This is a genomic window from Streptomyces sp. CB02959 (assembly GCF_002803155.1).
Classification (GTDB): domain Bacteria; phylum Actinomycetota; class Actinomycetes; order Streptomycetales; family Streptomycetaceae; genus Streptomyces.
The window spans coordinates 1-18,144 of sequence record NZ_NNBP01000011.1 but is presented as its reverse complement, the minus strand read 5'-3'; the positions used below and the strand labels follow the sequence as shown (position 1 = coordinate 18,144).

Genomic DNA, 18,144 nt, shown 5'->3' with positions numbered 1-18,144 from the left:
TTGTTCTTCATCCGGTGGACGCGGCCGAGTCCATCCGGCCGCTTCTAGGGTTACCGCGCTCCCTCCCCCGTACGCCCGTCACTCCTGTCCGGAGGACAGTCATGACCCCAGTCAAGGCGCGCAAGCGCACCCGGCGTTCCCTCACCGCGCTCGCCGGCGCGGCGGCCCTCGCCGCCGCCTCGCTCGGGCTGTGGGCCGCCACCGGCGCCGCCGCCACCGCGCAGACCGCCGGGCTCCCCGCCCCCGACCACGTGGTCGTGGTGATGCTGGAGAACCACGCCTACAGCCAGGTGGTCGGCAGTTCCGGCGCGCCCTACCTGAACTCCCTCAAGGCCGGCGGCGCCGACCTCACCCAGTCGTTCGGCCTGACCCACCCCAGCGAGCCGAACTACTACATGCTGTTCTCCGGCTCCAACCAGGGCCGCACCGACGACAGTTGCGTCCCGGTCGGCTCGATGTCCGCGCCCAACCTCGCCTCCGAGCTGATCGCCGCCGGCCAGACCTGGGCGAGCTACAACGAGGGCCTGCCGACCCAGGGTTCGACGACGTGCAGCAGCGGGAAGTACGCGCAGAAGCACAACCCGTGGTTCGGCTTCTCCAACGTGCCGACGGACACCGCCAGGACCATGGCCCAGTTCCCGTCCGACTACAGCACCCTCCCGAAGGTCTCCTTCGTCATCCCCGACCTCTGCAACGACATGCACGACTGCTCGGTGGGCACCGGCGACACCTGGGTCAAGAACAAGCTCAGCGGCTACGCGGAGTGGGCCAAGACCCACAACAGCATGCTGGTCGTCACCTTCGACGAGGACAACCGGCTGTCCGGCAACCGCATCCCGACGCTGTTCTACGGCGCGCACGTCACGCCCGGCAGCTCCAGCGGCACCACGTACAACCACTACAACATCCTCCGCACCCTGGAGGACCTGGCCGGTCTGAGCAGCCACGCCGGCAACGCCGCCGCGGCCTCCGACGTCACCGGCATCTGGAACTGAGGCCCGTGTACCTCGCGGACTCCCGCAACAACGCGACCGGCCCCGCCGGTTCCGCCGCCGCCCCGGGCAGCACCCGCCCGGGGCGGCGGCCCGCGGTGCCCGGCACGGTGCTCGCGCTCGGCGCGGTCAGCCTGATCACCGATGTCTCCGCGGAGATGATCACCGCGGTGCTGCCGCTGTACGTCGTCACCGCCCTCGGGCTGTCGCCGCTGGGCTTCGGCCTGCTGGACGGCATCAACAACGGGGTGGGGGCGCTGGTCCGGCTCGCCGGCGGCCACCTCGCGGACGGCGGCGGCCGCCGGCACAAGGTGGTGGCCGGTATCGGCTACGGCCTGTCCGCGGTCTGCAAACCGCTGCTGCTGATCGCCCAGGGGCTGCCGGCGATCGGCGCCGTGCTGGCCGTGGACCGCGCCGGCAAGGGACTGCGCACCGCGCCCCGGGACGCGATGATCTCGCTGGCCACCCGGCCCGAACACCGCGGCCGGGCGTTCGGCGTGCACCGCGCGATGGACACCGCCGGTGCGCTGTTCGGACCGCTGGCGGCGTTCGCGGTGCTGCGGATCGCGGTCGACGGCTACGACGCGGTGTTCACCGTGAGCGCCTGCGTGGCGGCGCTGGGCGTGCTGGTGCTGGTGCTGTTCGTGCCCGCCCGGCCCGCGGTCGCCGCCCCGGCAGCCGGTACCGCCCCCGCTCCCGCCCGCCCCGCCCTGCGCGACTCACTGGCCCTGCTCCGCCGCCCCGGACTGCGCCGGCTGACGCTGTGCGCCGCACTGCTCGGGCTCACCACCGTCAGCGACGCCTTCCTCTACCTCCTCCTCCAGCGCGAACTGGGCGTGCCCGCCGACCTGTTCCCGCTGCTGCCGCTGGGCACCGCCGCGACCTTCCTGCTGCTCGCCGTGCCGCTGGGCGCGCTCGCCGACCGGGCCGGGCGCCGCCGGCTCTTCCTCGCCGGACACGCCGCGCTGCTCCTCGCGTACGGGCTGGTGCTCTCCCCGCTGCGCGGCCCGGCCACCGTGCTCGCGGTGCTGGTGCTGCACGGTGCGTTCTACGCGGCCACCGACGGGGTACTGGCCGCCGCCACCGCGGGCGCGGTCCCGGAGAAGCATCTGGGCGCCGGACAGGCCCTGGTGGGGACCGGCCAGGCACTGGCCCGGTTCGTCTGCTCGCTGGCGTTCGGCGCGGCCTGGAGCCTGTGGGACGGGCGGGCCGCGCTGGCGGTGGCCGCCGGCGCACTCGCCGTCGCCGCCCTGATCGCCGCGCGACTGCTCCGCACCACCGACGCGCCGGACCTGGACCCGAGCCCCGACGACGACCGCCGTACCCCCCAGGGAGCGCCCCGATGAACCGGAAGACCCGCCTGGCCGTGCTGCTGTTCGCGGTGGTCCTGCTGGGGACGGTCGGCACCGCCGCGGTGCTGCGGGCCGCCGACCGGTCCGCCGTCCGCGACCGGCAGCAGGCCGGCGGCCCGGCCGTCCGCAGCGGCGCCGTCACCCTCGACCCGGCCGGGGAACGGCGGTTGCTGGTGCGCAACCTGGCCTGGGGCCCGCACCGGGACGAGATCGCCGCGGTGCCGGCCGGGCAGCCGCAGGGCCCGCGCACCGCCTCCGGCGTGAAATGCCTGCGCTTCCACGCCACCGCCGGCACCGGCATCTGCCTCCAGGCCGAACGCGGCGCCCTGCAGGACACCTACCAGGCGGTGGTCCTCGACTCCCACCTCCGGGTACGGCACCGCTTCCCGGCCCCCGGCATCCCGACCCGGGCCCGGGTCTCCCCCACCGGCCACACGGTCGCCTGGACCGTCTTCGTCAGCGGCGACTCCTACGCGGGCACCGCCTTCTCCACCCGCACGGCCATCGCCGACACCCGCACCTGGGCGCTGGACGACAACCTGGAGCAGTACGCCGTCGTCAAGGACGGCCGGCCGTACCACGCCTCCGACACCAACATCTGGGGCGTCACCTTCGCCGACGACAACCGCTTCTACGCGACCCTCGCCACCGGCGGCCGGACCTACCTCGTCCGCGGCGACCGCACCGCCCGCACCCTGACCACCCTGCACGCCAACGTCGAGTGCCCCTCGCTCTCCCCCGACGGCACCCGGATCGCCTACAAGAAACGCGTCCCCGGCGCCTCCCCCGACGCCCCCTGGCGGCTCTACGTCCTGGACCTCGCCACCATGAAGGAGACCGCCACCGCCGAGCACCGCAACATCGACGACCAGGCACTCTGGTCCGGCAACGGCACCCTGGTCTACGCCCTGCCCGGCGACTACGGCTCGGACCTGTGGACGGTCCCGGCCGACGGCTCGGGCACCGCCCGCCGGATGATGACGTCGGCGGTCGCCCCCGCGTACCTCGGGTGAGCACGACGGCAGATACGGACGCGTACCGACCGCCGGCCGCCCGGCTACCCCCGCCCCCGCGGCGGCCGTTCCAACCGCTCCCCGGTCTGACCGGTCACCAGGTCCCGGGCGAGCGAGACCTGGGACAGCAGGACCGCGCCCCACAGGATCAGGCCGACGCCCAGCGCCTCCGGGACCAGCCACCACCCGATGCGGACCCGCTCGTCGAACAGCGTCACCCCCAGCGACAGGCTGATCAGCGCGTCGCCGAGGGTCAGCACCGGCTGCGAGGCCGTCAGCGGGCCGGACTGCATCGCGTTCTCCATCATGAACAGGGCCAGCGCACCGGTGACCGCGAAAGCGTAGGTCTGCCAGGACACGAAGAACTCGGCCGCACCGCCGCGCTCCCACACATGCGTGGCGTCCTTGAGGAGCGCGGCGGTGAGCGCGTACCCCACCGCGGTCGCCGCACCGAAGCAGGCCGCGCGCACGCTGCCGGCCCCGCGGCGCAGCCCCGCCCCGACCGTCACGGCGATCACCGACGCGCAGACGACCAGGGCGGGCACCCAGCGGCTCAACGGGGCGTAGTCCCGGCCGACGGTGGGTGCGGCCGCCGCCAGCCCGGTGCCCAGCCCCACGACCAGCAGGCCCACACCGGCCCAGCCGCGCCCCGAGATCCGCACCGGCACCGGCCCGCCGAGCAGCACCCGGCCGATGAGCAGGGCCAGCGGAAGCTCCAACACGAAGATCGGCTGCACCACCGACAGCGCGCCCAGCGACAGCGCCAACGCCTGGAAGCAGGCGGCCGGCAGCACCATCAGCATCCCGCCGAGCCACGCCGCCCGGTGCAGCAGATCGGCGAAGAGGCCGAGCCGGAGCCGGTCGGAGACCGGCACGGTGCGCGCCGCGCGGCGCTGGAGCACCGTGGACAGCGCGTTGCACGCCGCCGCGAGCACCGCGAAGACGACGGGCAGCCACACCGCCACACGCCCACCTTTCCCTCGTCGGCCCCCGCCCCCGACGCTAACCGCAGCCCGGCCGACCCGCCCGGCACGGTCGTGCAGGAGGGTCCGTCACTGTCGTTCGTCCGCGTGACACCCCGGCGCGTCGCTTGGCCCCCCGGCGCCCCTCCCGCACCGTGAGACCGTGCGCCGCATCTCTCCCCTCCTCGCCACCGCGCTGACCGCCGCCTCCCTCGCCGCGGCCGGCTGCACCTCCGCACCACCCTCCGGCCCTGGCCCCGCCGGCTCCGCCCGACGCACGGTCGCACCGGGGCGGCCCTCACCCGTCCTGATGCCGTGGCCGGTGGCAGCGGAGGGCCAGGCCGGGCCGGAACGGATGCAGGTGGCCAGCGGCTAATCGGCCCGCGGCCCCCTTTTTTGGCCCCGCACGTTTTTGGCTGTCCCGCCGTGGGGGTTGCTGTTCTTGCGCCTGCGGCGCGAGCCATTGTCCGCTGCGCGGGGCTGTTGGGTGCGGTGTCGGGTCGGAGGGGTCGGTGTGCAGGACTGCTGCGCTTTACGTCCTGCACACCGACCCCTCCGACCCGACCCCTCCCGGTGGTGGTGAGGAGAAACGGTGGGTGGGGCTCGTTGTTGAGTGGTCGCCTGCCGGTCGCTGATCGACCCGGTCACGACTCAACAGCGGACCCGCACCGTCCCACTCACGCGTACCACCATCCCCCCTTTCTTTTTCCCACCCATCAACGGGAGGGGACGGGTCTGTGGGGTGGGGGTGTGCCGGACGTAAAGCGAAGCAGTCCGGCACACCCCCACCCCACAGACCCGGCACCGCACCCGACCAGCCCCGCGCAGCGGACCGGCTCGCCGCAGGCGCAACGACGCCGCACAGCGGCAACGTACGAGCGGGCCCGCGCCGCCAGGCGCAAAAACAGCAACCCCCACGGCGGGGAGGCCGACAACGTGCGGGCTCAGCCAAGCGCCGCGACCCGGTTCACCGCCGCCCAACTGAACGTCATCGCGGGGCCGATGGTCGCGCCGGGGCCCGGGTACGTTTCGCCCATGGGGGCGGCCGAGGCGTTGCCGGAGGCGTAGAGGCCGTCGATGGGGGTGCCGTCCTCGCGTAGTACGCGGGCGTCCGCGTCGGTGACCAGGCCGCCCTTGGTGCCGATGTCGCCGGGGTGGACGGGGATCGCGTAGTAGGGCGGTTTGGTGAGCGGGGCGAGGTTGGGGTTGGGCAGGGTGGGGTCGCCGTAGTAGCGGTCGTAGACGCTGTCGCCGCGGTGGTGGTCCTCGTCGCGGCCGGCGCGGGCGAAGGCGTTGAAGCGGTCGAGGGTGGCGGCGAGGCGGTCGGCGGGGGTGCCGGTCGCGCGTGCCAGGTCGGCGACCGAGTCGGCCTTCTTGATGAAGCCGTCGGCGAGCCACTTCCGAGGGAACGGCTGGCCGGGGAAGAGGCCCATGAAGAGGTACCGGGACTTGGCGCGGGCGTCGAGGATCAGCCAGGACGGGACGGTGGACGCCTCGGGGGTGTGCGCGGCGTACATCGCGTCGACGAACTGGTGGTACGGGGCCGCCTCGTTGGCGTAGCGTTCGCCGGCCTGGTTGACGATGACCATGCCGGGGATGCCGCGGTCGGCGACGAGAAAGAAGGGGCGCTCGCCGGGCGGGCAGACCGAAGGGGCGCCCCAGACCTTGTCGAGCAGGTCGGTGGCGGCGCCGGCCTCGATGCCGAGTTGGAGGGCGTCGCCGGTCTGGCCTTCGGACGCCGAGGACCAGGCGGTGGAGGTGGGGGCGGGGAGGTGCTTCTCGCGGAGTTGCTGGTTGTGGGAGAAGCCGCCGGAGGCCAGGATGACGCCGCCGGTGGCCTGGATGGTGACCTCGCGGCCGTTGCGGAGGGCGCGGACGCCGGTGATCCGGCCGTTCTCCTCGATCAGGCCGGTGAGGGCGGTGGACAGCCACAGGTCGCCGCCGAGCGAGGCGAGGGAGTGCCGCATCCGGGCGATCAGGGCCTCGCCGAGGGAGAGCGGTTTGGCGCCGGTGGCGAGGGCCTTGGCGGCGCGCAGTCCGACCTTGACGGAGGTGCGGCGGCCGGCCCAGGTGCGGGCGACCATGTTGAGGTAGCGGAAGTCGTAGCTGGTGATGGTGAGCCCGTAGGTGGGCAGGCCGGCCCGGCGCATGGTGCGGCGTTGTTCGGCGGTGAGGTTGGTGAAGTCGAAGACGGCGGGTTCGACGGAGCGGCCCTGCGGGTAGCCGCCGAGGCGCTCGGGGAAGTAGTCGGAGTAGCCGGGGGTGTAGACGAAGCGGACGGCGGTGCGGTCGTGGAACTCCCGCACCATGCGCGGCCCGTTGGTGAGGTAGGCGTCCTTGAGGGCGTCCGGGACCCGGTCGCCGACGGTGGCGTCCAGGTAGGCGCGGGCCTTCTCGCGGGTGTCGCCGAGGCCGGCGGCGTCCAGGTGGAAGTTGGTGGGTACCCAGATCGCGCCGCCGGACAGGGTGGTGGAACCGCCGTAGCGGTCGGTCTTCTCGATGATCAGGGCGCGCAGGCCGCGCAGCCGGGCGGTGAGTGCGGCGGCGAAGCCGGCCGCGCCGGATCCGGCGATCACGACGTCGTAGGTGTGGTCCCAACTGTCTTTCATCGCAGCTCCGTTGGTGCGGTGGGCGGTCAGCGGACGGTGACGGCGGCGTGGCTGAGGACCACCGCGTCGTCGCGGTCCGGGGCGGTGGCGCGGAGCAGGTAGCCGTCGCCGTCGGGATGGTGCCACAGGTGCAGCCGCAGGGTCTCGCCGGGGAGGAAGACGCCGGCGAAGCGGGTGCGGCAGCCGGTGACCCGGGTCGGGTCGGACCGCAGCAGCCGGTCGGTGACGGCCTTGACGGCCATGCCGAAGGTGCACAGGCCGTGCAGGATCGGGCGGTCGTAGCCGGCGGCGCGGGCGGTGGCGGGGTCGGCGTGCAGCGGGTTCCAGTCGCCGGTCAGGCGGTAGAGGAGGGCCTGTTGACGCATCGTCGGGAGGTCGAAGAGGTGGTCGGGGGCCCGGTCGGGGACGGGGGTGGGGTCGGTCGGGCCGCGGTCGCCGCCGAAGCCGCCGGCGCCGTGCACGAAGATGTGGTTGCGCTGGGTGAGGAGGGGGCGTTCGTCCTCGTCGAGGAGGGTGGACTCCTGGACGAGGACGGCGGCCCGGCCCTTGTCGTACACGGCGGGGACGTGGGTGACGGCGGTGGCCCGGGCGGCGGCGGGCAGCGGGCGGTGCACGGTGATCTCCTGGCCGCCGTGCAGTGCCTGGGCCAGGTCGAGGTGGACGCCGGGCAGGTCGAAGACCTGGAAGCCGATGCCGCCGGTGCCGCCGGCGACGGTGCCGAAGGTGGGGAGCACCGCCAGGCCGCGGGCGTGCCGCTCGTAGACGTAGGCCAGTTCGTCGTCGTCGGTCTCGGGGACGCCCGCGCCGAGCGCGAGGTGGTAGAGCCGCACGTCGCGGTCGTCCCAGGTGACCTCGGTGCGCACGGGTGCCGCGGAGGTCACCCGGGCCACGTCGATCGGCGGTGCCCCCATCTTCCGGAAGAGGGAGTCGGTCATGACGCGAAGGCTCCCGTTGCGTAGCCGCCGCGGAAGTACAGCAGCGGCGCCCCGTCCTCGCGGGCGGTCAGGTCCAGGACCCGGCCGGTGACGAGGAGGTGGTCGCCGGCCTCGTGGACCGCGTCCAGCTCGCAGTCCACGGTGGCCAGTGCGCCGTCCAGGTGGACGGTGCCGTGCGGGCCGGGGCGCCAGGCCAGTCGGGCGAACTTGTCGGTGCCGGACGCGGCGAGGGCGGCGCACGCCTCCCGGTGCTCCTCGGCGAGGACGCTGACGGCGAAGCGGCCGGCGGCCGCGATCCGCGGCCAGCTGGTGGAGTGCTTGCCGACGCAGAGCAGGATCAGCGGCGGGTCGAGGGAGAGCGACGCGAAGGACTGGCAGGCGAGTCCGGCGGGGGCGCCGTCGGGGCCGAGGGTGGCGACCATGGTGATGCCGCTGGCGAACCGGCCGAGGACGTCCCGGAACGCCGCGGGGTCGATCAGCCGTTCCACTGGTGGCCCCAGAAGCTGTCGGCGGTGATCTCCTTGGTGACCCAGGTGGCGGGGTCGACGAGGAGGCCGTCCCAGCCGTATTCGACCTGGAAGCCGCCGGGGGCCTGGGCGTAGAAGGAGACCATGTGGTCGTTGGAGTGCCGGCCCAGGGAGGAGGCGATGGGGATGCCGGCCTTGTGCATCCGGTCCAGGCAGAAGCCGACGTCGTCGAGGGTCTCCAGTTCGACCATGAAGTGGACGATGCCGGGCGGCAGGGCTCCGGGGTAGAGGCCGAGGCTGTGGTGGCGGGAGTTGGGGCTGAGGAAGTTCATCCAGTAGTGGTCGCGGCCGGGTTCGCCGGTCGGGACGGCGGCCGGGGGGAGCTTCATCCGGTCGCGCGGTTGGAAGCCGAGCAGGTCCTCGTAGAAGGCGACGGCGGCGTCCATGTCGGGGGCCGGCAGGACGACGTGGCCGAGGCCGAGGTGGTCGCCGGTGACGAAGCGGTTGCCGTAGGGGGTACCGAGCGGGGTGTGGTCCTGGGCCTGGCCCCAGTAGATCTCCAGGGGGTTGCCGGACGGGTCCGTGCAGTGGATGAGGCCCTGTACGCGGCGGTCGGCGAGGGTGGCCTCGTCGGCGTGCTTCACGGGGACGCCGGCGGCCTCCAGTTCGGCGGCGGCTTCGGCGAGCGCCGCTCTGCCTGCGACCTCGAATCCGGCGGCCAGCAGCCGGTCCTGTTCGCCGGCTTCGAAGGAGAAGCGGCGGATCCGGTCGTCGATGCGGACGTGCAGCACCGCGTCGGTGCTGCCCTCGGCCTCGACCATGCCGAGGATGTCGAGGGTGTAGGTGCGCCACTCGGCGAGCCGGGCGGTCTCGATGCGCAGGTAGCCCAGAGAGCGGATGTCCATGGCCGTGCCTTTCGGTGCCGGGTGGCGTCAGTGGCGGAAGAAGTCGAGGGCGAGGCGGTTGAACTCGTCGAACTTCTCGGTCTGCGCCCAGTGGCCGCAGTGCGGGAAGACGTGCAGCCGGGCGTCGGGGATGACCTTGAGGGCGACCAGCGCCCCGTCGATCGGGTTGACCCGGTCCTCGCGGCCCCAGGTGAGCAGGGTGGGGTGGGTGATGCGGTGGGCCTCGCGCCAAAGGGCGGTGTCGGCGGGCCACTTGGCGAAGGCGGCGGCCATCCGGTCGTTGCCGAGCTTGGCCTCGGGGTCGGTGGCGCGGGCGAACCGCTCCTCGACGAACTCGTCGGTGACGATCGCCGGGTCGTAGGCGAGGGTGGTGAGGAAGTCGCGCATCATCTCGCGGGTGGGCTCGGCGATGCGGTTGAACGCGAAGAGCTTCTTGACGCCTTCGGTGGGGTCGGGCGCGAAGAGGTTGACCGAGATGCCGCCGGGGCCCATGAGGAGGAGCTTGTCGACCTTCTCGGGGTGGTCCAGCGCCATCCGGGTGGAGGTGCCGCCGCCGAGCGAGTTGCCGACGAAGTGGGCCTTCTCCAGGCCGATCCGGTCCATGAGGGCGGCGACGGCGTCGGCCGCGAAGGAGAAGTAGTCCTTGGTCGGCTCGGGCTTGTCGGAGGCGCCGTAGCAGGGCATGTCGACCAGCAGGGTGCGGAAGTGCTCGGCGAAGGCCGGCAGGTTGCGGCCGAAGTTGGACCAGCCGGAGGCGCCGGGGCCGCCGCCGTGCAGCATGATCACGGCGGGCGCGGCGGGGTCGCCGGCCTCGTTGTAGTGGAGGGTGGGCTCCCCGGCCTTGGCGGTCTTCGAGGTGCTCTCGTAGGTGACGTTCGCGTGGGTGGTCACAGCATCGTGTCCTGGATGTCGAGGCCGAGGGCTCCCTGGCCGAAGAGGACGAGGGCGCGCTCCGGGTCGTTGGCCGCGTGGCCGCGGCCGGTGTGTGCGTCGCGCCAGGCGCGCTGGACGAGGTTGGGGCCGGTGCGCATGGCCTTGCCGCCGGAGTTCTCCATCAGCAGGTCCACGGCGGCCACCGCGCGTTCGGTGGCGAGCACCTGGTCGCGGCGGGCGCGGGTGCGCAGGGCCATCGGCAGGTCCTCGCCGCGCACTGCGAGGTCGTACAACTCGCCTATGTTGCGGGTGAGTTGGAGCCAGGCGGCGTCGATGTCGCTGGCCGCGCGGGCGATCCGGACCTGGGCGAAGGGGTCCTCGACGACCTTCTGGCCGTAGGAGACCCGGAAGCGTTCCCGGGTGGCGGCGACGTATCCCTCGTAGGCGCCTTCGGCGATGCCGACGAGGGGGGTGGAGATGGTGGTGGTGAACACCGAGGCGTAGGGCAGCCGGTAGAGCGGTTCGGGGTTGACCGCGTGGCCGGGGCAGTCCCGCGCGCTGACCGGGCCGAAGCCGAGTGCGCGGTGCTCGGGGACGAAGACCTCGTCGATGGCGATGTCGTTGCTGCCGGTGCCGCGCAGGCCGACGGTGTCCCAGACGTCGATGATGCGGAAGTCGCTGCGCGGCACGAGGAAGGTGTAGACCTCGACGGGCTTGCCGCCGGTGTCGGTGACCAGTCCGCCGAGCAGCGCCCAGTCGGCGTGGTCGCAGCCGGACGAGAAGTGCCAGCGGCCGGAGATCTTGAAGCCGCCGGGGACCGGGGTGACCTGGCTGGTGGGTGCGTAGGAGGAGCTGACGCGGGTGTGCGGGTCGTCGCCCCAGACCTCGTCCTGGGCCCGCCGGTCGAAGAGCGCCACGTGCCAGGGGTGGACGCCGACGACCGAGGCGACCCAGCCGGTGGAACCGCAGGCCCGGGCGATCTCCTTGACGGCCCGGTAGAACACCAGCGGGTCGGCGGCGAGTCCGCCGTACGCCCGCGGTTGGAGGAGCTGGAAGAAACCGGTCTCGGCGAGGTCCTTGATGGAGGCGTCCGGCACCCGGCGCAGCTCCTCCGCCTCGGCGGCGCGTTCACGCAGGGTGGGGGCGAGTTCGCGGACCGCTGCGAGGACGTCTTCGTCGCGCATGCGCATCCCCTCTCGATTCGATCTGAGGTAGGGCCCTGCCGCGCCGTCCCGCGGCAGGGGTGGCAGGAACCTACGCTTTACTATTCCGAAACGAAATACCCTCTTCCCACTCAGCGGGAGGGCTGGCAACGTTCCCGGCAATCCGCGAGAACCCGGTGGGCGGCCTCCGATTCGGCCTGGACCTGGGGTTTCGCCGTTGCGTGGGAGGTGTGCCGATGCCGGAGCAGACTGCCGGGGGCGACTGCGGGCCGCTGTCGCTGCTGGAGAAGGCGGCGCGGGTGATGAACGCATTCAGCAATACCGAGTCCCGGCTCACCCTCACCGAGGTGGTGCAGCGCTCGGGCGTGCCCCGCTCGTCGGCGCACCGGATCCTGGACCAGTTGCTGGGGCTGCGCTGGCTGGAGCGGGAGGGCCGCGGCTACCGGCTGGGCATGGGGGTGCTGGAACTCGGCGCGCTCGCCTCCCACCACCACCGGCTGCGCCGGGCAGCCCTGCCCCACCTGCACGAACTCCACGAGGCGACCGGGCACCTGGTGCATCTGGCGGTGCTGGACGAGGCCGAGGTGGTGCACGTGGAGCGGATCGGCGGCGCGGCGGACACCGTGGTGCCCTCACGGGTCGGCGGTCGGCAGCCGGCGTACTGCACGGCCTCCGGCAAGGCGATCCTGGCCTTCAGCGACGACGCGGTGGTGGAGCAGGTGGTGCGGCGCGGGCTGCGGCCGCGTACGCCGCGGACCATCTGCCGGCCGGAGGCGCTGCGCACCGAACTCGCGACGGCGCGGGCCCGCGGGATCGCCTACGACCACGAGGAGGCGTACCGGGGGGTGTCGTGCGTGGCCGTGCCGCTGCGCGGTTCGGGCCGGGCGATCGCCGCGATCTCGCTCTCCGGCAACGGCGCGCACCGGGAACTGGACCGGCTCGCCCCGGCCGTGGCGGACTGCGCGCGGACGGTGTGGCGGTCGCTGTTCGGGCCCGGGCGGCGCACCGTCCGGCCGCACCGGACCGCGGAGGTGCCGCCGCCGGGGCCGGTGCTGTCACCGGCGGCGATGGCGAACACCCTGGCCTGGCTGCGGGACAGCGAATGGGTGTGAGGGGGCAGTGACGGGAGGTGCGGGGGCGGCGGCGCACGGACATGCGGCGGGGGCGGCGCGAAGATCTCCCGCCGCCCCCGCCGCCCCCGCCGCCCCCGCCGCCCCCGCCGCCCCCGCCGCTCAGCTGTAGCTGATCTCCACCTCGCCGCCGGTCGCGACCGCCTGGCAGGCCAGGACGTAGCCCTCGGCCAGGTCCTCCGCGTCCAGCACCTCGTTGTGCGCCATGGCCACCTCGCCGCTGACCACCCGGCAGGTGCAGGCCGCGCAGGCGCCCTCGCGGCAGGAGTACGGCGCGTCGACCCCGGCGGCCAGCAGGGCGTCCAGCAGCGGGGTGCCGACCGGCCAGCGGACCTGGTGGGTCTCACCGTCGAGCTCGACGGTGAGAGTGGTGGCGGCCCCCGCGTCGGGCCGGGCCGGGCCGCCCGGCCGGTCCGCACCGTTCGCCTCGACCGCCTCGACCGCCTCGGGCGGCTCGACCGGTCCGACCGCCTCGAACGCCGCGGCGCCGCTCAGCGAGAAGAACCGCTCCCGGTGCAGCCGCCCGCGGGGCGCGCCCAGGCCGCGCAGGGCCTGTTCGGCGGCGTCCATGAGCGGCTGCGGTCCGCACAGGTACGCCTCGCGCCCGACGTGCGGGGCGAGGACGGCGGCCAACCGCCCCGGGTCGGGCATCCCCTGGAGGCTCTCCAGCCAGTGCAGGACCACCAGCCGGTCCGGGTAGTCCTCGGCCAGTTCGCGCAGTTCGCCACGGAAGATGACGGCGGACTCGGAGCGGTTGGCGTAGAGCAGGACGTGCCGGGCGGTGCCTTGGGTGAGCGCCGACTTCAGGACCGACATCACGGGGGTGATGCCGCTGCCGCCGGCGATCAGCAGCAGGTCGGTGTCGAGGCCGGCGGGGGTGAAGGTGCCGGCCGGCGGCAGCACCTCCAGTTCCGTGCCGGGGCGGGCGTGGTCGCACAGCCAGTTGGAGCCGTGGCCGCCGGGGACCCGTTTGACGGTGACCTTCATCGGTTCGCCGGTGTGCGGGGAACTGGCGAGGGAGTAGCAGCGGGCCGCCGCCCCACCCTCCCGGCCCGGCAGTTTGAACGTGAGGAACTGCCCTGGAACGTAAGGGAGTTGAGGGTGCGGCTCGAAGACCAGCGAGCGGGCGTCGGCGGTCTCGTCGATCACCTCGGCGATCCGCAGCCGGTGGATGCGCGGTTCAGGCATCGGCCACCGCCGGTTCCGCGGCCGCGGCCGGCACCGGGTTGCCGTCCTTGTCGGCCACCACCAGGCTGCCGTCGGCGACCGCACGGGCGATGCTGGCGCGCAGCGCGTCGCAGGAGCGGACCCGGGCGCTCGCCTCTCCGGTCGTCACCCGCGCACCGATCCGCGGGCAGCTCTCGGCGGCGTCACCGGTCCACTGCACCTGGGTGTGGGCGGGGCTGAACTTCTCGCACAGGACCTGGTTCCCGCAGGTCCCGCAGATCACGGGCCGCACCGTCAGGCCCCGGCCGCGCGGCGGGCGAGGTTGTCGGCGACCTCGGCGCGCCAGGCCGTGTTGGCCCGTTCGGTGTCGATCTCGAACTCGAACCGGCGCACCATCTCGTCCTTGACGTCGGCGGCGTCCACGTAGAACTGCTCGTACCAGCGGCGGAGCTGGTAGACCGGGCCGTCTTCCTCGGTCAGCAGGGGGTTGTCGATGCGGGTCTTGTTCTGCCAGATCTCCACGTCCTGCTCGAAGCCGACCTTCAGTCCCTCGGACGCCAGCCGGGCGGCCTCGGCGGCCTCCTCGTCGGTCATGCCGGGGAGCTTCTTGACGATGGCGCCGTACATCAGCACGAAGCTGTCGGCGTCGACCGGGTAGTGGCAGTTGATGAGGACGGACTCCATCTCGACCTCGGCGCCGACGTCCGTCCACAGCTTGTCGATCATGTAGGACGGGCCGTAGTACGAGGCGTCGGAGCGGAGGTCGCCGATCGAGGACGGGGTGGTCACCTCGATGTCGCCGCGCGGGGAGGACTCCATGTACTGGGTGGCGATGTGCCCGTCGAAGACGTTCTTGAAGTACGTCGGGAACGAGTAGTGGATGTAGTAGAAGTGCGCCATGTCCACGACGTTGTCGACGATCTCCCGGCAGTTGGAGCCGTCGACCCGCAGCGTGTTCCAGGACCAGGCGGACCAGTCGGGGTGGCCGGCGCCCGCGATCTCGGGGATGACGGCCTCGGGCGGCGGCGGGTTGCCCTCGGGGTCGTGCCAGACGTAGAGCTGCTGGTTGCGCTCCAGGACGGTCCAGGCCCGGGTGCGGGCGCGCGGCGGGACCCGGCGGGCGTACGGGATGCCGGCGCAGCGGCCGTTCCCGGACCAGCGCCAGTCGTGGAACGGACAGGCCACGGTGTCGCCCTTGACGCTGCCCCGGGCGAGGTTGCCGCCCATGTGGGGACAGTAGGCGTTGAGGACGTGCAGTTCACCGTCGTCCGCGCCCTGGAAGACCACGAGCTTGGTGCCGAACGCCTCGATCTCGTGCGGCCGGCCGTCCTTGAAGGTGTCGGCCAGGCCCAGGCAGTGCCAACCCCGGGCGAACCGGGTGGGCGGCGCGGCCGCCTCGATGACACGGGCCTCGTCGTTGAGTGCGGTCATCGTTCTCTCCCTGCTACTTCTGCGCCGCGAGTTCGACGGCGATGTCGATGAGCTGGTCCTCCTGGCCGCCGACGAGCCGGCGTTCGCCGGCGCGCAGCAGGATCTGCGCGGCGGACACGCCGTACCGCTCGCCCTGCCGGAAGGCGTGCTTGAGGAAACTGGAGTAGACGCCGGCGTGGCCCATGAGCAGGGCCAGCCGGTCGAGTTGGCACTCGTCGTCCATGACCGGGCGGACCGCGTCCTCCGCCGCGTCGATGATCTTCAGGACGTCGATGCCGGTGCGGATGCCCATCTTGGCGCAGACCGCGACCAGCGCCTCGACGGCGGTGTTGCCGGCGCCGGCGCCCAGCCGGCGGGTGGAGCCGTCGATCTGGCGGGCGCCGGCCTGGATCGCGGCGATGGAGTTGCCGGTGCCCAGCGCGAGGTTCTCGTGGCCGTGGAATCCGACCTGGGCGTCCTCGCCCAGCTCGGCGACCAGCGCCCGGACCCGCGCGGTGACGTCGTCCATCACCATCGCGCCGGCCGAGTCGACGACGTAGACGCACTGGCAGCCGGCGTCCGCCATGATGCGGCCCTGGCGGGCGAGCGCCTCTGGGGTGGTGGAGTGCGCCATCATCAGGAAGCCGACGGTCTCCAGGCCCATCTCCCGCGCCAGCCCGAAGTGTTGGACGGAGATGTCGGCCTCGGTGCAGTGGGTGGCGATCCGGCAGACGGTGGCGCCGTTGCCGTGCGCGGCCCGGATGTCGTCCTTGACGCCGAGTCCGGGCAGCATCAGGAAGGCGATCTTCGCCTGCCGGGCGGTCTCCACCGCGGTCCTGATGAGCTCCTGCTCGGGCGTCTTGGAGAAGCCGTAGGTGAACGAGGAGCCGCCGAGCCCGTCGCCGTGGGTGACCTCGATGACCGGCACGCCCGCGCCGTCCAGCGCCGCGACCACGGACCGTACGTCCTCGACGGTGAACTGGTGCCGCTTGGCGTGCGAACCGTCGCGCAGTGAGGAGTCGGTGATGCGGATGTCGAGAGTGTCGGAGTAGCTCTTCATGCCTGCATGCCCTTCGCGAACTCCTCGCCGACCTTGGTGGCGGCGGCGGTCATGATGTCGAGGTTGCCGGCGTACGGCGGCAGGAAGTCGCCGGCGCCCTCGACCTCCAGGAAGACGGCGACCCGGGCCATCCCGCCGTTGACCACCGAGGGGTCGTCGAACTGCGGCTCGGCCCGCAGCCGGTAACCGGGGACATAGGTGGCGACCTGCTCGGCGACCTCCTTGACGGACTGGGCTATGGCGTCCCGGTCGGCGTCCTCGGGGATCGAGCAGAAGACCGTGTCGCGCATGATGACCGGCGGCTCGGCGGGGTTGAGGATGATGATCGCCTTGCCCCGCCCGGCGCCGCCGATCCGCTCGATGCCGCGGGCGGTGGTGCGGGTGAACTCGTCGATGTTGGCGCGGGTTCCGGGCCCGGCCGACACGGAGGCGACCGAGGCGACGATCTCCGCGTAGGGGACCGGGACCACCCGGGAGACCGCGTACACCATCGGGATGGTGGCCTGTCCGCCGCAGGTGATCATGTTGACGTTGTCGGCGTCGAGGTGCGCGGTGAGGTTGGCGGGCGGGACGACGGCGGGGCCGACCGCGGCCGGGGTCAGGTCGATCGCCTTGATGCCGCGTTCGGCGTAGCGCGGGGCGTTGGCACGGTGGACGGCGGCGGAGGTGGCCTCGAAGACCAGGTCCGGGGTCTCGTCCTGGGCGAGGAGCCAGTCCACGCCCTCGTGACTGGCCTCGATGCCGGCGCGGCGGGCCCGGGCGAGTCCTTCGCTGTCCGGGTCGACGCCGATCATCCAGCGGGGTTCGATCAGCGGGGAGCGCTGGAGCTTGTACAGCAGGTCGGTGCCGATGTTGCCGGAACCGACGATGGCCGCGGTGGCCTTGGTCGTGCGGGTCATCATCACCTCTCGGGTGAACGGGCTGAGGGGAGCTGCGGACCCGTGGCCGGGGCGGCCCGCGTGGGCCTCCCGGCCGACGGGCCCTCAGACGAAGGAGAGCGAGACCGGGCCGAGCCCGGTGAAGTCGGCGGTGAAGGTCGCCCTGGGGGCGACGTCGACGGCCCGGGTGCAGGAGCCGGGCAGGACCAGGTGCCCCTTCTTCAGGGGCACGCCGAAGCGGGCGACGGTCCGGGCGAGCCAGGCGACGGCGAGGGTGGGGTCGCCGAGCACGGCGTCGCTGCGGCCCTCCGCGATCCGCTCGGCTCCGCGATGCAGTACCGCGTCGACGGCCTTGAGGTCCAGCCCGCGCGGGTCCCGGCCGTCGCCGATGGCGTATCCGGCGGAGGAGGCGTTGTCGGCGACGGTGTCGGGCAGGGTGATCCGCCAGTCGCGGATCCGGCTGTCGATCAACTCCAGCGCGGGAACGACCCGTTCGGTCGCGGCGAGCACGTCGGCGGGGGTGCAGCCCTCGCCCGGCAGATCGTCACCGAGCACGAAGCCGACCTCGACCTCGACGCGCGGCGCGCAGTAGCGGGCGAGCGGGACGGGCGTGCCGGGGCGCAGCTCCATATCGTCCAGCAGGTGGCCGTAGTCGGGCTCGTCGACACCCATCATCCGCTGCATGACCTCGGACGAGAGCCCGACCTTGTGCCCGGTGACGGTGGCGCCCTCCCGTCGCCGCTCCTGGATGTTGAGCAGCTGGATCTCGTAGGCGTCGTCGGCATCGAGGCCGGGGAACTCCCCGGTGAGCGGGGCGATGGGCCGGCCGGTGCGCTCGGCATCACGCAACTGCCGTGCCGCGAGCTGCCGTTGGCGGTCCGTGAGCATATGGTCCTCCACGGGGCGGTCGGTCTGTGCCGGGAGGCTAAGCGGGGCGGCGGGCGGCCGGGGAGGGTGGGTTCCCGCTGAGCGGGATTATTTCGATCCGAAATAACGGGGCCGTTGGTTTTGCCCGCACGTTGCCGGCTGGCCCGCCGTGGGGGTTCGCGTTTTGCGCCTGCGGCGCGGGGCGTTGCCGCTGCGCGGGGCTGTTCGGCCGCGGTGCCGGGTCTGTGGGGTGGGGGTGTGCCGGACTGCTGCGCTTTACGTCCGGCACACCCCCACCCCACAGACCCGTCCCCTCCCGTTGATGGGTGGAATTCAGGTGAGTTGGAGTGCCCGTAGTGGG

Annotated in this window: 18 protein-coding genes; 5 read left to right on the top strand and 13 right to left on the bottom strand. The window is 73.0% G+C overall.

Features of this window, described 5'->3' with window-relative positions:
- The first annotated feature begins 101 nt into the window (after positions 1 to 101).
- Genes CG747_RS18945 through CG747_RS18935 form a run of 3 tightly spaced genes read left to right on the top strand, consistent with a single transcriptional unit; the run spans position 102 to position 3,357 of the window.
- Positions 102 to 995, top strand: coding sequence for an alkaline phosphatase family protein (locus tag CG747_RS18945; RefSeq protein ID WP_100602955.1), 894 nt, complete (start codon positions 102 to 104; stop codon positions 993 to 995).
- Between the two features lie 5 nt (positions 996 to 1,000).
- The gene (locus CG747_RS18940; protein WP_100602954.1) at positions 1,001 to 2,338 is read left to right on the top strand and encodes an MFS transporter; all 1,338 of its coding nucleotides are present in this window, start codon (positions 1,001 to 1,003) and stop codon (positions 2,336 to 2,338) included.
- On the top strand, positions 2,335 to 3,357 hold the full coding sequence (locus tag CG747_RS18935; RefSeq protein WP_100602953.1) for a TolB-like translocation protein: 1,023 nt from the start codon (positions 2,335 to 2,337) through the stop codon (positions 3,355 to 3,357). The genes CG747_RS18940 and CG747_RS18935 overlap by 4 nt, the downstream gene beginning before the upstream one ends.
- A 44-nt stretch (positions 3,358 to 3,401) precedes the next feature.
- Here CG747_RS18935 and CG747_RS18930 read toward each other — a convergent pair whose 3' ends face one another.
- A complete protein-coding gene (locus CG747_RS18930; RefSeq protein ID WP_100602952.1) occupies positions 3,402 to 4,322 on the bottom strand; it encodes a DMT family transporter in 921 nt (306 codons plus the stop codon).
- A gap of 160 nt (positions 4,323 to 4,482) precedes the next feature.
- Here CG747_RS18930 and CG747_RS18925 point away from each other — a divergent pair, with 160 nt between their 5' ends.
- Positions 4,483 to 4,695: a hypothetical protein gene (locus CG747_RS18925; protein ID WP_100602951.1), complete on the top strand. Its 213-nt coding sequence runs from the start codon at positions 4,483 to 4,485 to the stop codon at positions 4,693 to 4,695.
- A 568-nt stretch (positions 4,696 to 5,263) separates the two neighbouring features.
- On the opposite strand, the gene CG747_RS18920 is transcribed toward CG747_RS18925, so the two are convergent.
- From CG747_RS18920 to hsaA, 6 genes are read right to left on the bottom strand one after another with little or no spacing between them, the layout of a single operon-like run.
- Positions 5,264 to 6,928: an FAD-dependent oxidoreductase gene (locus tag CG747_RS18920; RefSeq protein WP_100602950.1), complete on the bottom strand. Its 1,665-nt coding sequence runs from the start codon at positions 6,926 to 6,928 to the stop codon at positions 5,264 to 5,266.
- A gap of 26 nt (positions 6,929 to 6,954) precedes the next feature.
- Positions 6,955 to 7,863, bottom strand: a complete 909-nt coding sequence (locus tag CG747_RS18915; protein ID WP_100602949.1) for a MaoC/PaaZ C-terminal domain-containing protein — start codon at positions 7,861 to 7,863, stop codon at positions 6,955 to 6,957.
- Positions 7,860 to 8,351 carry a flavin reductase family protein gene (locus CG747_RS18910; protein WP_100602948.1) on the bottom strand — a complete coding sequence of 164 codons (492 nt, stop codon included), beginning with the start codon at positions 8,349 to 8,351 and terminating at the stop codon, positions 7,860 to 7,862. Before CG747_RS18910 ends, CG747_RS18915 begins: the two co-directional genes overlap by 4 nt.
- Complete coding sequence (locus CG747_RS18905) at positions 8,339 to 9,235, bottom strand: VOC family protein (protein ID WP_100602947.1); 897 nt, start codon at positions 9,233 to 9,235, stop codon at positions 8,339 to 8,341. Before CG747_RS18905 ends, CG747_RS18910 begins: the two co-directional genes overlap by 13 nt.
- Before the next feature lie 27 nt (positions 9,236 to 9,262).
- Positions 9,263 to 10,126 (bottom strand): 4,5:9,10-diseco-3-hydroxy-5,9,17-trioxoandrosta-1(10),2-diene-4-oate hydrolase, encoded by an 864-nt coding sequence (gene hsaD / locus CG747_RS18900; protein ID WP_100602946.1) that lies wholly within the window; start codon positions 10,124 to 10,126, stop codon positions 9,263 to 9,265.
- Positions 10,123 to 11,298, bottom strand: coding sequence for a 3-hydroxy-9,10-secoandrosta-1,3,5(10)-triene-9,17-dione monooxygenase oxygenase subunit (gene hsaA, locus CG747_RS18895; protein ID WP_100602945.1), 1,176 nt, complete (start codon positions 11,296 to 11,298; stop codon positions 10,123 to 10,125). Before hsaA ends, hsaD begins: the two co-directional genes overlap by 4 nt.
- Positions 11,299 to 11,507: 209 nt before the next feature.
- On the opposite strand from hsaA, the gene CG747_RS18890 reads away from it, so the two are divergent.
- Positions 11,508 to 12,383: an IclR family transcriptional regulator gene (locus tag CG747_RS18890; protein ID WP_100602944.1), complete on the top strand. Its 876-nt coding sequence runs from the start codon at positions 11,508 to 11,510 to the stop codon at positions 12,381 to 12,383.
- 120 nt (positions 12,384 to 12,503) lie between these two features.
- Here the strand turns inward: CG747_RS18890 and CG747_RS18885 are convergent, their stop codons facing one another.
- The 6 genes from CG747_RS18885 to CG747_RS18860 all read right to left on the bottom strand — a co-directional run bounded on the left by CG747_RS18885 (position 12,504) and on the right by CG747_RS18860 (position 17,804).
- On the bottom strand, positions 12,504 to 13,589 hold the full coding sequence (locus CG747_RS18885; RefSeq protein ID WP_100602943.1) for a ferredoxin--NADP reductase: 1,086 nt from the start codon (positions 13,587 to 13,589) through the stop codon (positions 12,504 to 12,506).
- Entirely contained in the window at positions 13,582 to 13,851 is a 270-nt protein-coding gene (locus tag CG747_RS18880) for a hypothetical protein (RefSeq protein ID WP_219621484.1), read from the bottom strand. Before CG747_RS18880 ends, CG747_RS18885 begins: the two co-directional genes overlap by 8 nt.
- 11 nt (positions 13,852 to 13,862) lie before the next feature.
- Positions 13,863 to 14,999, bottom strand: a complete 1,137-nt coding sequence (locus CG747_RS18875) for a Rieske 2Fe-2S domain-containing protein (RefSeq protein ID WP_100602941.1) — start codon at positions 14,997 to 14,999, stop codon at positions 13,863 to 13,865.
- Positions 15,000 to 15,012: 13 nt separating this feature from the next.
- Positions 15,013 to 16,038, bottom strand: coding sequence for a 4-hydroxy-2-oxovalerate aldolase (gene dmpG / locus CG747_RS18870; protein ID WP_100602940.1), 1,026 nt, complete (start codon positions 16,036 to 16,038; stop codon positions 15,013 to 15,015).
- A complete protein-coding gene (locus CG747_RS18865) occupies positions 16,035 to 16,937 on the bottom strand; it encodes an acetaldehyde dehydrogenase (acetylating) (RefSeq protein WP_100603133.1) in 903 nt (300 codons plus the stop codon). Before CG747_RS18865 ends, dmpG begins: the two co-directional genes overlap by 4 nt.
- A gap of 84 nt (positions 16,938 to 17,021) precedes the next feature.
- Positions 17,022 to 17,804 (bottom strand): 2-keto-4-pentenoate hydratase, encoded by a 783-nt coding sequence (locus CG747_RS18860; RefSeq protein ID WP_100602939.1) that lies wholly within the window; start codon positions 17,802 to 17,804, stop codon positions 17,022 to 17,024.
- Between the last annotated feature and the right edge of the window lie 340 nt (positions 17,805 to 18,144).